Below are 16265 nucleotides of genomic sequence, written 5' to 3' on the forward strand. Positions count from 1 at the left end.
ATATCATAAGCAGGCGATGTTATACCTACAAAATCTGAATATGAAAAACCGTATTGATATGAAGATAAGTGATTAACGAAATCACCTTTTTCAATTTTTTTATAGTTTTTAATTGTTATTTCACTAGTGTGAATATCTAAATTTCTTGGAATCATCCCATCTCTTTTAAAGGTGGATAAAATTTGTAATTCCGGATGCCCTTTATCCGAAATAAAATCAAAAATGTTGGAAAAATTATCATTTTTTCAATTTTCTTTATACTCTCTAAATCTTATTTTAGGAGCATTATTATTTTTTATATTATTGTGTGAACCATTTAAAAAAGAATTATAGTCTTGAGTATCTTTATCAGTATTTAGGAGTACTAATTCAGTACTTTCTAAGTAACTGTTTTTTGTGTTTCTAGATACTAAAAATCTGTAGTTTTCATGATCACGAAGATTGCTTATTATTTGGCATCTAATATATATATATATATTAGATGTGGTATCTTGGTTTAGAAAGGAATCATTTATAAGTTTAAAATTAGCAAAGGTGTCTTGATTTTTGCTTATTGTATTATCAATTGTTAAAATTGTTTTTTCCTTATTCATAATTGCTTACCACAATTATTAATTATAAGGAATATTAAAAAAATCCCGCACGGGATTTTTGAAAATTATTAAAAGAGACTGATATTGTTATTTTCATCAAGATCGTCTAAAACACCTAATTGGTTTAAGTTTTCTAGAATACGACTATTAATTGTTGTTCGATCCAATAAATCTTCAACAGATAAAAATTCGTCTTGTTCTCTAGCTTCAACAATAGATTCAGCCACTGTTAAACCTAGGGAATCAACAACTATGAAAGGAGGTATTAAGGCTTTTTGTTTATAATCAACTTTTCATTCTTTAGCAAGAGATTTTTCTAAAGAAACATTAGTTATCTTAAATCCACGAGCATACAGCTCTTGGGCAATTTCTAAACCATCTAGAGAGTTTTCTTCTTTAGTTGTTGCTTGCTTTTGTTTAATCATTTTGTGTAATTGAACAATTCTGTTATCAATTACTTCTTTACCTGCTGAAAGGGTTTGAATTTCATTCGTGTCTGTACGAGTTGTAAAATAGGTTGCATAATATTCTAGCGGATAATAAAGTTTAAATCAAGCAATTCTTCAAGCCATAATGACATAAGCAGTAGCGTGGGCTTTCGGGAACATATACTTAATTTTCTTTAAAGATTGAATATATCAGTCAGGAACTTTATTTTCTTGAAGAAGTTTTTCTTCATCTTCAGTAAGACCCTTACCTTTTCTAACTTTTTCCATGATGTCAAAACTTTTCTTAGGTTCAACGCCATATGACATTAAAGCAATCATAATATCGTCACGACAACATACTAATTGAGACAAGCTAAAACCATATTTTTTAATTAATTCTTCCGCGTTACCAGTTCAAACGTCTGTACCGTGACTAAGTCCTGAAAGTGAAATTAAATCAGAAAATTTTTTAGCTTTGGCTGATTGTAACATTCGACGAACAAACTGTGTACCAAATTCCGGAAGACCTTTAGCGCCTGTAGTTTCGTTATAAATATCTTCAGGACTGATTCCCATCGAAGCTGTTGATGAGAATAATTCAATAACTTTAGAATCAGATTTAGGAATATCCTTAACCTTTACTTTTGTTAGTCTCTCTAACATTCTAATCGCAGTTGGATCATCGTGTCCTAGAATATCAAGTTTTAGCAAGTTGTCATGAATCGAGTGGAAATCAAAGTGGGTTGTTTTTCAATCACTTTGAGTATCATTTGCTGGGTAATTAATCGGAGTAAAGTCTTCAACATCAAATTCTTTAGGAACAATAATAATTCCCCCAGGGTGTTGACCTGTTGTTCTTTTGACTCCTGTTGACTTAGAAGCCAAGAAATCAATATATGTTGTTGAGAAGGGGAATGATTCTGGGTTTACAATTTCATTATATTTTTTAGCAAATCCAAAGGCTGTTTTGTTAGCGACAGTTGAAATAGTTCCGGCTCTGAATGTGTGTGTTTCTCCAAAGAGTTCACGAATATAGTTATGAATTTGTGATTGGTTTTCACCAGAGAAGTTTAAATCAATATCAGGAACTTTATCAGCGTTAAATCCCAAAAATGTTTCGAATGGAATTGCATGTCCATCCTTAATCATTTCGACGTTACATTTTGGACAAATTTTATCAGGCAAGTCTCAACCGCTTGAAACTTCCGCTGTGGGTTCAAACATTTCAAACATTTTACATTTTGGACATAAGTAGTGTGGGTTAAGAGGGTTAACCTCAGAAATACCTGAAAGGTTAGCAACAAGTGAAGATCCAACACTTCCCCGGCTACCAACAACATATCCATCATCGTTAGATTTTTTAACTAGTTTATGACTGATTCAATAAATAACACTATAACCATTTTCAGAAATAGGTTTAAGCTCTCTTACAATCCGTTTTTCAATGACTTCTGGAAGTTTATCTCCATATCTTTCGTAAGCAGTTTTATAAACTAAGTCACGAAGCTTGTTAGTACTATCATCAAAAATTGGTTTAAATAGTTCTTTTTTAATTACTTCAACTTTTTCAATCTGATCAGCAATTAAATGAGTGTTATCAATAACAATTTCTTTAATTAGTTTTTCATCACCTAAGAATTCAAATTCTTTTAGCATTTCTTTTGTTGTTTTGTAATTTAAAACCGGGTAATGATCAGAAGAATTTGTTTTATCTCTAAAGTTGTATAGTCAGTGTTTTTTGGCTCCAATTCCATCTGCAAAAATATAAACGTTTTGAACAATTTTTTCAATCTCGTCGATATATCTTGCATCAGAAACAGCAACACAAGGAATATTGTATTTTTTAGCTAGTTCAATTACAAAAAGATAAGCTTCTTCAATATCTTTTTGTGTTAATTCACCACGTTTAATTTTGTAGTTATATGTGGAAATAGGCGCAAATTCAATATAGTCATAAGTTTGAATCTGCTTTTCAATATCTTCAAAACAACCAGTAAAGACAGTATTTCAAAAATAAGAAAGGTGTGTTGAGGTTCCAATTAAAATATCGTCATTTTTCTTTAGATCTTCAAGAAAAACTCTTAATCCATTATGATAATCTTCAGTACTTGCTTTTGAGATGATTTTAAATAATTTCTTTAGTCCGGCTTGATTTTTAGCTAGCAATCTTACTTCATATGAGAATTTTTTCTTATAGAATAAGGGATCTATATAATCACGTAACTGTTGTGAAGTAAATATTTTTAATTCTTTTTTAAGCATTGCGATCATTCTTATTCAAACATCACCCAAAACATTAGCATCTTGGTCAGCACGGTGAGCCTTAGCTTCATCATAAAGAACATCTAATTTTTTAGCCACTGATCCCAATCTAAATTTTGAATAGTAAGGGAATAAAAGTCTTGCAACATTCATGGTGTCAATAGCCTTAATTGTAATATCAGGCATATTCATTTTCTTAAAGAATTGTTTTGAGTGACTAATATCGAAATTAGCATTGTGAGCTACTGCCACACCACTTGAAAGAAGACTATGAATTTTTTGTGCAGCTTCTTCTCTTGAAATACCTTTTTCATTTAACATTTCATTAGTAATACCAGTAAAATCTGTAGTTCAAGCACTAACTGGTTTATCTTGTTTAATGAAAAATTGAATTCTTTCGGTAACAACACTATTTTCAATAACAACAGCCCCAAATTCAATAATTTCGTCAAATACTGGACTTAGTCCGCTTGTTTCTAAGTCAAAGACAATATAACGTTGTTTATCTAATTCATAATCACCTGGGCCAATAACTGATTCATTATCTTTAGTTATTGCTGAAAGAGTTGCTCCAAAGATTGGTTTTAAATCATCGAGTTTTTTAGTATTATTATAAAATTCAGGGAATCCTTGAACACCGTCAGTATCACAAATGGCTAAAGCTTTATGACCATATCTTCTTGCGGTTTCAATATAGTCTGTTGCTGACACAACTCCATCTTGAGTAGACATGTTTGTTCTCAGTGCTAATTCTACCCTTTTATACTCTGAATCATCGATTTTATTATGTCAAAGTGGTGGACATTCTTCAATAACGTTTGCTCTTAAAATTTTTCTTTTTAGATAGTTATCCTGTTCTAATGTTCCTTTAACAGTAACAAATTGATTTTCTTTAAATTTATTATCATAGTTAAAAGCTTTTACAGTAATAGCCTCAGTAAAATCACTGATGATAAAAGTAAGAATTTTAAAGTCTGCTTTTAGTTGTCTTTCTTCAATATTGACAATTTGACCACTTACCTCAACATTGGGTTCAAATTCACCTTCTGCTTCTTTTAAAGTGATTTTTTTATAATCTTTAGCTGATGAACGGCGATAAGTTTTTGTTTCAAAAGTTTTTGGTGCACTCGGCTTGGGTGCCGGCTGGTCTTTAAAGTCTTGAATAGCCTGCGCAACAAGCTGAGCATTTTTTCGTGTTGTAGGTTTATTTCAAACCATTTTTAAAAGCAAGTGTTCAAAACCACAAGCATCAATGTAATAATTTATTTTTTGTTCGTGTTTACGAATCTGTTCTAAAAATTGTTTTGATTCAGAAGTAATTGTTAAATAAGCTGTGTCAACAATTTGAATATTTTTACGAGGAATAGTTCTTAAAAAACTAGCTAGTTCTGGATCTTCTTTATTTAAGAAAAAATCAAGATAATCCATGACAAGATTTTCATCATAGATTGTATAGCGTACAGAAAGACTAATTGTTACTTTGTATGGAAATTTTTTAGTAGCCGCAATAAATTGTTTAAACTCATTAATATCAATATGATGATCACACACAATATCAAGTTCAAGTTCTTGACTAATTTCGTTGTATGTTACTTTTTTGATACTGAACGAAACAAAATTATATGTTGGTTCAAATCCACACTCTTGGCAAAAGGCTCAGAATCGTTTTTCAAATAATGAAATTTGTTCTTTAGTTAGCATAGACATAAATTAAACTAAAAACTATTGTTAAAACTGAAACACTGTCGAAACGATCCATAATACCTCCGTGTCCTGGAATAAGATTACTGAAGTCTTTTATTTTTAAAACTCTTTTAAATAATGAATAAAGTAAGTCACCTAAAATGGTTACAATTGGTAGAAAAATAACTGCAGTTACTATCGCTAAATTAGAACTAAAAATTGTTGTGTATGAGTTGTTTGTTCAATTGCTTAGAGATGTCGCTAAAAAAACTACAATCATTCCAAAAAGCACTGATATAATTGCACCTTCTCAGGTTTTTTTAGGGCTTATTCTTGGTGCAAATTTACGTTTAATAAATTTTTGCCCAAGTGCCATTCCACCAAGCATTGCGCTTGTATCAACTGAGATAGCTATTAATTCTATTGCTAATAAAATATAGATATTATAAATGTTAATAATAAATAAGATTTTTGTAAATAAGGGAATTATTATTGTTACTGTAATTGCGATTAGGAGTTCTTTTCAAACTAGATGTTTATAACTTAAAATTGCTGCTACAATTAAACAAATTACACTAGCCACTCAATTAATCATTGACAACGAATTAATTGTTGGACTAAAAGCATAAAGTTTAATTGCATTCGCTAACGAATCGCCTGCAAGTGAAATTGTATGTGGTAAATCACTTGTTGTTACAAACATATAACGAAGTTGCTGATCAATGGGCATTAAGAAACTTAATCCAATTCCAAACAGTGCAAACACTTTGGAAAACGGATTTCAGTTTAAATGTTTAATAATTTCAAAGCTTGCTCAGAGTGTGAAAAGAAAATAAAAACAAAAGCCTATTATCCTTCCTGGAAATAAGCCATAGTAAGTTATGAAAATGAATGGTATTAATACCACAAATAAAATGGTGGCACTAATTGAACGTTTTAATAAATTTTTCATACAAACAACTAAATTGTCATTAAATCTTTTTCTTTTTCTTCTGACATTTTGTTAATAATTTCAATATTTTTGTCAACTTGTTTTTGCACTGCATCTAAATAGTGTTTTTGTAAGTCTTCACTTAGTTCAGAATCAGCTTTAATAGCTTTATTAACATCTTGACGAGCTTGACGAATTCCTACTCTTGCTTGTTCAGTTAAACCATTTAATTGTTTAACCATTTCTTTACGTTTTTCTGTTGTCATTGCAGGGTATGACAGTCTTATTTGATTTCCTTCGTTTGAAATTGAAACTGGTAAGTGGTAATCTTTAATTGCTTTTTCAATATCTTTTATTGAACCAACATCATAAGGTTTTACCAAAAGTTGTAATGCTGAAGCAACACTAACTGCAGCAATTTCGTCTAGATTCATCATTGAGTCGTAATAGTTTACTTTGATTTTGTTAACTAATCCTGGGTTTGCTCTACCAACAGCTACTTTTGACATTTGGACATCAAAATTGTTAATTGCTTTTTGACTTTCTTCTTCTAATTGCATTAAATATAAATCTAATTCCATAAAACTCCTTTTTATTTATGTACTCTCGTACTTTTGATTTCTGAATTAAGTGCTCTAATTAAAGAGTCTTCTTCATTAATATTAAAGATTAATAATTCTATGTTATTATCTTTAGCCATTGATACTGCTGTTTGATCCATAACTCTTAAATCTAATTCAAGAATTTTATCATAAGTAATTTCTTCAAAACGTTTTGCGTTTGGATTAACTTTAGGATCTGAATCATAAATTCCTTCAACATTATTTTTACCCATTAAGATTGCATCAGCTTCAATTTCTGAAGCAAAAAGTGTTGAAGCTGTATCGGTTGTAAAGAAGGGACGTCCTGTTCCTCCAGCAAAAATAACAACTTCACCGTCTTGCAGATATTTTTTCGCTCTTTCGTTAACATACACTTCACACACTTTTGGATCCATTGTTAAAGAAGATAAAACACGACATTGTAGTCCATTGTTTTCAAACCCCGATTGTAAGGCTAAAGCATTCATTGTTGTTGCAAGCATTCCGATGTAATCAGCTCTAACACGGTTAATTCCGTTTTTTTCGGCACTGGTTCCTCTTCAGAAGTTTCCACCACCAACAACAATTGCAACCTCTACTCCTTGTGAAGTAATTTGTTTTAGTTGGGTTGCAAATTTTTTCACTAACTCGTAATCGATAGCAAGTGATTTTTGTTTATTAGCTAATCCTTCTCCTGATAATTTAATTAAAACTCGTTTGTATTCCATTTATTGGGTCTCCTTATTAATTATTAATAATTAATCTATTCTAATATTATATATTTTCATCGTTAATTTTTTTCGCAATGTTTTGTAATTTTAGTTTACCTTTCTTTACGGCATCAAAAGCTCCGCTTCTTGTCATTGCTAATTCTGATCCAATTTCTGAAAAAGATAAGTCTTCAAAAAGATGTAAATAAAGTGCTTGTTTTTGAGAACGCGGTAATAAATCTTGATATTTTTCAAATAAATTTATTATCAGTTCTCTTTCTTGTAATAATTCTTCATCACTTTTTTTATTCATCACTTAATCCTTTAGTTAGTGCATATATAAAATTATCTAAATCAAATTCTTGTAGGTCGTCAACTTTTTCACCTAGTCCTATAAATTTAACGTTTGTTCCTATCTCGTCACGAATGGTTAAAATAATTCCACCTTTAGATGTTCCATCCATTTTTGTTAAAACAATTCCTGTAAGTGGGGTTGATTCTCCAAATATTTTAGCTTGGCTAATCCCGTTTTGTCCTGTGGTTGCGTCAATAACAAGCAGTGTTTCGTGGGGCGCGTTTTCAATTTTTGAAGAAATTACACGATTCATTTTTGATAATTCGTTCATTAAGTTAACTTTGTTTTGTAGTCTTCCTGCTGTGTCTACTAATAAAACATCATAATTTTCATTGATTGCTTTTTCACAAGCTCTAAAAGTAACTGCGGCTGGATCAGTTTCATTATTATTTGGCTTTACCAAATCAATATTTGTTCTCGAAGCTCACACTTCTAATTGCTCTACTGCTGCAGCTCTAAAGGTGTCTCCTGCTGCCACAAGAACCTTATAACCTTCATTTTTTAATTTATTTGCAATTTTCACAACTGATGTTGTTTTACCAGTACCATTAACTCCTACCATTAAAATTACATTTAAACGTCCTTTTTCAATATTTAATGTTGTGTTAACGATTGAATTAGAAGTATAAATTGTGAATAATTTATCAGCAATTATTTCTTTAATTAATTTAGGATCTTCAATATTTTCGTTTTTTACTTCTCTTTTGATTTCTTCAATAATGATATTAACTAATTTAACACTGATATCAGACATTATTAGAATTTCTTCTAACTCTTCAAAAAAATCTTCATCAATCTTATTATGTTGATTTTCCAAAGAACGTATCATTTCGCTGAATGAGTTATTAGATTTTGAAAGTCCCGCAATATATGTTTCAGTCTTTTTGTTTTTTTGAATTTCTTTTAATTTCTCTTTTTCAATGTTTTTTTCAATTTGTTCAACTTTGTTGTCTTTTGAATTAAATATTCTATCCTTTAATGATTTAAAAAAGCCCATTATTTTCCCCTTAAATTTTGATTTTTATTTATTTTTTTGTTTTGTGAGTGGAAGTAACTTTAAATTCTTATATACTTCTTCATATGTTAACAATTTATTGCTCATAAAAAAGAATTTTTAACAAAAAAGACTTCTTTTTTATCAAAACACTGGTTGAAAACTTTAATAAATTACTTTTTTAATATAAGCAGTATATTTTTATCCTTGATTCCAATGAAAAAATTACTTAATTACACTAATTTAATTATATATATTTTTTAATATAAATTTATTTATATTAAAATTAATGTTATGGAGTATTATGAAACAAGAACAAAAAGAATTTAAATTAGTCGCAAATTATGCGCCCACAGGAGACCAACCACAAGCTATTGAACAAATTGTAAACAACTTAAATAATGGAGTTGAAAATCAAGTGCTTTTAGGGGTAACTGGTAGTGGAAAAACATTTACAATTGCAAATGTTATTCAAAAAATCAATCGTCCTTGCTTGGTTTTAAGTCACAATAAAACACTTGCTAGTCAGCTTTATAGTGAACTTAAATCTTTCTTCCCTGAAAATAGAGTCGAATATTTTGTTTCATACTTTGACTATTATCGTCCTGAAGCATATCTTCCTTCAAGAGATATTTTTATTGATAAAACTTCTAAAAATAATAAAGAAATTGAAGCAATGCGCCATCGTTCAGTAAATGCACTATTGTTAAGAAGGGATACAATTGTTGTGGGTTCTGTCGCTTCAATTTATGGTGCTTTTAACCCTGAAGAATATCAACAATCCTTTTTCCCACTTGAAGTAGGAATGACCATAAATAGACGTGATTTTATGATTAAATTGGTACACATGGGATTCAATCGTAACCCACTAACACTCAACCGTGGAGACTTTAGTTTAAGAGGTGATGTCATCGAAATAGCACCATCTTGAACGGAAGAACATAATATTCGTATTGATTTCTTTGATGACGAAATTGAACAAATTTCTACGATTCACCCAATTTCGAGAAACGTTATTAAAACATTTAAAACATTTACAATTTTCCCTGCTAGCGCTTATACAACCAGTCCAGATACAACTAAGCGTGTTGTGGAACAAATTAAGATTGAATTAGAACAACGTCTTAGTGTTTTTGAAAAAGAAAAAAAACTTTTAGAATATCAAAGATTAAAAGAAAGAGTTAATAATGATATTGACTCACTTTCTGAATTTGGATACGTTAATGGAATTGAAAACTATTCAAGATATATTGATGGTCGTGAAGCAGGTGAAAGACCTTATACATTATTGGACTATTTACCCAAAGATGCTGTCATCTTTATTGATGAAAGCCACATAATGGTTCCGCAATTGAATGGAATGTATAATGGTGATCGTTCAAGAAAAGAAACTTTGGTAGAATATGGTTTCAGATTACCGTCAGCTTTAGATAATAGACCATTAAAATTTCATGAATTTGAAGAATATGACTTTCAAAAGGTGTTTATTTCAGCAACACCTGGTGAATATGAAATAAATAAAACCGATGGTGAAGTTATTACCCAATACATTCGTCCAACTGGACTTCTGGACCCAATCATCGAAATAAAGCCAACTCAATATCAAATGGATGATATTTTTGACCAACTCGCTATTCAAAAGAAAAATGGTGATAGGACATTAATTTTAACCACAACAAAACGTAATGCTGAAGAATTATCCAAATTTTTAACCTCTAAAAATATCAAAGTATCCTATATTCATTCAGAGTTCAATACGTTTGAAAGAAACACAATCTTAAGAAAATTGCGTAAGGGTATTTATGATGTTGTTATCGGAATTAATTTATTAAGAGAAGGAATAGATTTACCAGAAGTAAGTCTTATTTGTGTCCTTGATGCTGACAAAGCTGGGTTTATGCGTAACACAACAAGTCTTATTCAAATTGTTGGTCGTGCCGCTAGAAATGATCACGGAAGAGTTATTTTTTACGCCGATACAATATCAAAGGCAATGCAAGAGACAATTGATGATAATAAAATTAAAAGAGCTATTCAAATGGAATACAACCAAAAGCACAACATCGTTCCTAAAACTATTATTAAACCAATAAATGACCCTATTGAAAATGAAGAGCTTTTAGAAGAAATTACTGAAAATATTGCAAAAACCAAAACAAAGAAAAATGTTACCGAAAGAGAAAAAATCTTTGACAAGTTGCGATCACAAATGCAAGAAGCTTCACAGAATCTTGATTTTGAAAAAGCAGCAAAAATAAGAGACATGATTTTAGAACTTGGTGGTGACTTAGAAAAGAATTAATTTTAAACACAAATCTAAAAATAATTAATATTTTGTTTGACAACTATTATTGGCAAACGATATAATATATATGATTTTAGTTAAAATCAAATGGATAACCTTGTACGATAGGGTGGTGGAGTTCGTATAAGAAGTGTTCACTTTTATATAAAGTTTAAGAAATTAAACAAGCTCGAAGCGTTGAAGACGACAACGGAACAGAATGATTTTATATAAAAGAAAAGTCGGTTACCCACCACATTTAAATTTTTATCATTAGATAAAAATTTAATTTGCCTTAAGTCAAGAATTCGTTCTTGACTTTTTTATTTTAGTTTTTACTTTAAGAATATTAAATGAATAGTTATATTTATTTAAATTAGACGCAATCAAAACAACTTTAATAAAAAATCAAAGTTTTAGAAAGCATTATAGTTATTAAAACTATTATTAAAATAAAATAAATCTTGTGACTCTTTTTGTTTAAAAAAAGTGCAACATTAAGTGTTGCACAAAGAGATTGAAATGAGTTTTCAATAAACTCTGTTTTTTATTATTCAAAATGAAGGTTTTTTGAACTTGAAACATTTAAGTTTTGATTAGGGTTCTTTTTCAAAATTAAAGTTGCTGTTAAATTAATATTCTTGTTTTCTGTATCCACATCGTATGAAAACTTGATGGCAAATTTTGAATTAACTCCGAAATCAATTGATAATGACGGTTTAAAAATAATGACTTGATCACTTAGTGATCAGTTATTGTTTTTAATTTCTAACATTTTATTAATTGCTTGTTCAAAAGTTACAGTACTGTTTTCTTTTTCAAAAATTGTATCGTTTACGTAATAGTTAAATTTTTGACTTTCTTCTTCAATTTCGTGACTTGAAACTAATTCAAAATTACCAGATTGATTTACAACAGCTTGGCCTTCTCTATAATTACCTTGAATGTGGAAAATTGATATTTGTAATTTAAATTGTTCTGTTTGGTTAACAAATTCAGGTTGAATTTCTAATCTATGTCCATTTTGTAATTTAGATTTGTCCATCAATTGCAATCTTACTGATTTTTGAATTTCTGGATCTTGCGCAACTTTGTATATATCATTATTATATGAGTTATATTTTTGTGTAAACAATACTTTAAATTCATTGAATGTTAATTTATTTTCTGGCTTTACAACAATTTGAAAATTAGAAAAAACAGCAGATTGTTGTTGTGGTGTCAAGTCTTTTATTTTTGTATTGCTTCCATTATTATTTGTGTTGTCACAACTAGCGGCAACAAGTGGAACAATAGCAATAGATAGTGGTAAAGTTGTTAATAATAATTTTTTTAATTTCATATTAATCCTTAATATTTAAAGTTGAGATTTAATAAATTTTCTGCAATTGGTAACCCGACAACTTGCGCAGGAATATTATGGCTGTGGAAAGATAACATTGCAAGTGTTAGGACAATTCCTAATGAGAAAGTAATAAATGTGCAGTAAAGAACTTTTGGTTTTGCGTTTCTTGCGTGAATAAACTCTGGCACTAACTCAAACACGGCTGTAAAAATAATAATTGAACCCGCTAATACTTGCATAGCTGGGACTAATCATTGAGTTTTATCTAAAAATGACCCTGTATATGCCCCTAAAAACATAATTGGTACAATTAGAAGCATTGTTATAAAATTATACATAATCGCTTTTCATCTTGTTTGCCCGTATTGAATTTGTCTATAATAAATAATTAGCGACTCAACAAGAATATGCAAATTAAAGGTAACAATCAAAGCAATATTGGGTTTTGTTGAATTAGCATCTACAAATTGATAAACTCCATATCCCAAAACTAAACCATCAATTATTCTATGACTTAAAAGCATTAAAATCGCTGCTCACGCTTGTTTAGGATTGTCAATTTCGATAATTGAGATAATGTGATCTGAGTGTCCATGCTCTTCATGATTACCATGAATTTCTTCCCTTGATAGCTTAACAGAGATAAATCTTCAACCTATTACAAAAATAAAACCAATTAAAGAAGAAATCCCTATAATTAAAGCTAGATAACTTTGTTCCTTGATGACACTTCCGCCAGTCAACTTAAGACCTTTTGCAGTATGCATAAATTGTTCTAAAGAAACAAAGGATTCTTTCATAAATCCAACAGCACCAATGATTATGAACATTCCAGTACTGAAGGCATAAAGATAAATTAACTTACCTTTATTTATTTTCGGTTTTATTAACCCAGAAAATAAAGAAAACAGCATTGGTGCTACAAGTAAGATCAAAATGAAGATTAAAAGGTTAACCAAAATTAAAACTGATGTGTTTGTTGAACCATTAATATTGGAAATAAACATAAAAAATTGGTGTTCCTTTCTATTTTTTTTGTAAATTTTAAATTATAAAAAAACATTTTTTTTAGATCTTATATTATAATTTTTTTGTCAATCTAATATTATAAGGTATATACAAAAATATGAGAAAAAAATCTAAAATAAATTGAAAATTACTTTTGAGTCTCGGCTTTGTTACTTTTGCTTCTCTTTTAGGGGTAGCATCATTTTCAGTTTATCAAGGTTTACAAAAAAAAGATGATGTTTTAATCAATAACAAAATGATGTCAAGCGATTTCATTAAAAGATTTAACAATAAACAGATTTATTTACTTAATAAATTTAGACCTTTTTTAATAAATGATCAAAACAATAATGTTCATATAACTCTTAAAAATAATGAAATGTTTTTAAACAATCAAAAAATTCTTTTATCTACTAAAAATCTTTTTAACGAACAACTTTCAAAGCAAGAAGCGTTAACAAAAAACGGAATTTTCATTGGCACCCAAGATGTTACATATATCAACAAAAAAGTTGATGCCCAAAAAACAGACATAAATACTTTTTTTAATGAGTATAAATTAGAAGACATTAAAAATACTGCTGATTATTTTTCTTGATTAGATACAACGCTTCCTAATTTTTATAAAAAGAATTATGATCTTGTCGGGTTAGAGACTTTTGCTGATATTCAGTCAATCTTATTTAAAATAAGCTACGATATTCATACTGGTTTTTTCAATGATATTTATAGTAGTGATTTTTTACAAGGTATTTTCTTTGATTTTTCTTGAATAAGAGCACGTTCATGACTAAGAGACCCATTGCAAAAAGAATTTATTGAAATGTTATTATTAACATACATTAATTCATTCAATACTGACGCAGTAGGTTTAGATATTGAATTTAATGACGATATTATTGAAAATTATGATGGTGATTTAATTGGTTTTAAATTAAAACTTTATGATCAAGAAGGTAACCAACTTGTTAGAGAAGAAAATCAAAATAAAACATTTTACTTAATGGGATTTAGAAATTATAAATACAATAAAAAATATGGTGTAGGCGAAAAATTAAAAGAAGAAAATATTTTTAATGAATACCTAGTAAATCCAGTGTTAAAATTCCGTTATGATAATCTTTTCCTAGTTAGTGACATAAATTCATTCATCAACAATTTAGATGATCCTCGTTTTATTTCCGGAAGAGGATTAAACTACTTTTTAAATAAATGGGGTCGCGATTTAATTCAAATTGATGTTCCTGAGTATAAAAAAAATACTGATTTAGCTTATAACTTTATTGAATCAGAAATAACCAACTACTTTGGCACACAGCAAGTATTAAGGGCTAAAATTGAAATTTTAAAACGTGATGGAACAAAAGAATATTGATGGTGATTAAGCTCCGACTTTGATGATCATGGACACAAATTAAAAGGAATGATTACTGATTTATTAAACCAACAAATCATAAATGAATATGATAAACATACTCCAATGTTTAATCCTCCAAAAAACTTTTTTAATCTTGAATTTGGAAAACTTAAAAAAGTTAACTTTCAATCACCCAATATTAATGATTTTTTTAACTCAAATTTATTTAAAGCTATTCTCGAAGCCTCAGATAAATCAAAATATAATCAATTTCCTTTAAATAAATACACAAGACTGTGAAATGGAAAGATAAAAGCCGATTTTGAAGCTTCTTGAGTACATAATCAGTCTTTAGCAGTTAAATATTTAGAAACATTAATTAATTTTTACTCATTAGAATATGCTTTGAATATATCTAAAGATAACATAAATACAGGTCTTTACAAAATTCAAGTTGAGGTTTTACCTACCCCTTATAAAGCGGGTGTTGTTGAACTAAAACTTCATTTTTTAGATAAAGATAATAATGAACTTCTTAATCAAGAAAATCAAAACACAAAAATATATTGAAACGGCTTTAAAGGTTTCGACGAAACAACTGACGTTTCTTTTACTTTTGTTAGATAGGAATAATATGACAAAAACAAACAAAAGACTTCTTTTCTCTTTAGGAGCAATCTCGTTAGTTGCGCCTTTCTTTGCTGCTTCTTGTGGACAGCCAACAGATGAAAAAGACAAAAATAAAACAAATCCTGAAATTGAAATGTTAAATAAGGCACAACAAAATTTTCAAGCTCTTGTATCGAGTCTTGAATCATCAAATTTAATTGATTTTAAAAGAAACAATACTTCTTTAAATAGTTACTATAATAAATTAAAAATGTATCTTGATTTAGCTAACGATTTAATCAATGATAGTAATTGAAATATTGAAGAACAACAAAAAAACCAAGTTTTTAATTTAACTAGAAAGTTATTAGCACCTAATTTTCAGTATTCTTTATTAAATGGCGAAAGTGCTTCAGATTTAAATGTGTTAAAATCACTTTATGATGATACAAAATCAGTGTCTGACTCCGGAATTATTACATTAAATAAAATGAATAATGATTTCTACCAGTCATTGAATATTTTAAAACAATGAGTAAATAAACAAAACGTTACAAATAATGATGCTAAAATTGCTTTTGCAAATATTGATCAATTTATTAAAAACACAATTTTAAACATGTCAAAACTACACACAACTGAAAATGAAGAACTTCTGAATGTTGCTAGTGGAACAAATCATGTTCACTCTCACGCATTAATTAATTTATTTTTAGAAACTAATATTGAAACTAAATCTTTTTTTGAACATAATAAACAAAATCAAACTATTGATTATTTAAAACAAATCGATGAAATTTTTAAAAAGATTAAAACATCAAATCAAGAATTTGCGTCGCTTGATAAAGTACACACACTTGATATTCTGTTTAAACAGGTACTAAATTTTAACGAGTTTAAGTCTACTTTTGAAAGTAATCAACAAAATACATTTACAACGTTAACACGTCTTTATGATGTTTATTCGAATATAAAAAGTGTTGACAAAAACAATCTTTTTATTTCGCAAAACTACGATTTTCTTTCTGATAAACAATCTCCAAACAGTAACATTCATAATCTTTTTGTTAATGATGAAGAATATCAAGACTTTCTTGCATATATTAAAAATAATTAAAATGCTAT

Annotated in this window: 11 protein-coding genes and 1 pseudogene; 3 read left to right on the forward strand and 9 right to left on the reverse strand. The window is 28.8% G+C overall.

Annotation, left to right across the window (positions count from 1 at the left end):
- The 7 genes and pseudogenes from JV175_RS02495 to ftsY form a co-directional block, all read right to left on the reverse strand.
- Nucleotides 1-593: pseudogene (locus JV175_RS02495) on the reverse strand (hypothetical protein); the annotation flags it as partial.
- 68 nt (nt 594-661) lie between these two features.
- Nucleotides 662-4984 carry a PolC-type DNA polymerase III gene (locus JV175_RS02500; RefSeq protein ID WP_205499153.1) on the reverse strand — a complete coding sequence of 1441 codons (4323 nt, stop codon included), beginning with the start codon at nt 4982-4984 and terminating at the stop codon, nt 662-664.
- On the reverse strand, nt 4974-5918 hold the full coding sequence (locus tag JV175_RS04400; RefSeq protein ID WP_205499166.1) for a phosphatidate cytidylyltransferase: 945 nt from the start codon (nt 5916-5918) through the stop codon (nt 4974-4976). Before JV175_RS04400 ends, JV175_RS02500 begins: the two co-directional genes overlap by 11 nt.
- 8 nt (nt 5919-5926) lie before the next feature.
- Complete coding sequence (locus tag JV175_RS02510; RefSeq protein ID WP_205499168.1) at nt 5927-6478, reverse strand: ribosome-recycling factor; 552 nt, start codon at nt 6476-6478, stop codon at nt 5927-5929.
- Nucleotides 6479-6489: 11 nt separating this feature from the next.
- Nucleotides 6490-7206 carry a UMP kinase gene (pyrH, locus tag JV175_RS02515; protein ID WP_205499171.1) on the reverse strand — a complete coding sequence of 239 codons (717 nt, stop codon included), beginning with the start codon at nt 7204-7206 and terminating at the stop codon, nt 6490-6492.
- A gap of 46 nt (nt 7207-7252) precedes the next feature.
- Nucleotides 7253-7501 carry a hypothetical protein gene (locus JV175_RS02520; protein ID WP_205499172.1) on the reverse strand — a complete coding sequence of 83 codons (249 nt, stop codon included), beginning with the start codon at nt 7499-7501 and terminating at the stop codon, nt 7253-7255.
- Nucleotides 7494-8540 carry a signal recognition particle-docking protein FtsY gene (gene ftsY / locus JV175_RS02525; protein ID WP_205499175.1) on the reverse strand — a complete coding sequence of 349 codons (1047 nt, stop codon included), beginning with the start codon at nt 8538-8540 and terminating at the stop codon, nt 7494-7496. Before ftsY ends, JV175_RS02520 begins: the two co-directional genes overlap by 8 nt.
- Nucleotides 8541-8841: 301 nt before the next feature.
- Between ftsY and uvrB the strand changes: the two genes are divergently transcribed.
- Nucleotides 8842-10839, forward strand: coding sequence for an excinuclease ABC subunit UvrB (gene uvrB, locus JV175_RS02530; RefSeq protein WP_205499177.1), 1998 nt, complete (start codon nt 8842-8844; stop codon nt 10837-10839).
- A gap of 532 nt (nt 10840-11371) precedes the next feature.
- Here uvrB and JV175_RS02535 read toward each other — a convergent pair.
- On the reverse strand, nt 11372-12163 hold the full coding sequence (locus JV175_RS02535) for a variable surface lipoprotein (protein ID WP_205499183.1): 792 nt from the start codon (nt 12161-12163) through the stop codon (nt 11372-11374).
- A gap of 8 nt (nt 12164-12171) precedes the next feature.
- Nucleotides 12172-13173, reverse strand: coding sequence for a ZIP family metal transporter (locus JV175_RS02540; RefSeq protein WP_205499190.1), 1002 nt, complete (start codon nt 13171-13173; stop codon nt 12172-12174).
- Nucleotides 13174-13292: 119 nt separating this feature from the next.
- On the opposite strand from JV175_RS02540, the gene JV175_RS02545 reads away from it, so the two are divergent.
- Nucleotides 13293-15158: an MAG3240 family lipoprotein gene (locus tag JV175_RS02545; RefSeq protein WP_205499198.1), complete on the forward strand. Its 1866-nt coding sequence runs from the start codon at nt 13293-13295 to the stop codon at nt 15156-15158.
- A gap of 7 nt (nt 15159-15165) precedes the next feature.
- The gene (locus JV175_RS02550) at nt 15166-16257 is read left to right on the forward strand and encodes a hypothetical protein (protein ID WP_205499199.1); all 1092 of its coding nucleotides are present in this window, start codon (nt 15166-15168) and stop codon (nt 16255-16257) included.
- Nucleotides 16258-16265: the final 8 nt, after the last annotated feature.

It is taken from the genome of [Mycoplasma] gypis, assembly GCF_016924775.1.
GTDB classification, from domain to species: Bacteria; Bacillota_I; Bacilli_A; order Mycoplasmatales; family Metamycoplasmataceae; genus Metamycoplasma; species Metamycoplasma gypis.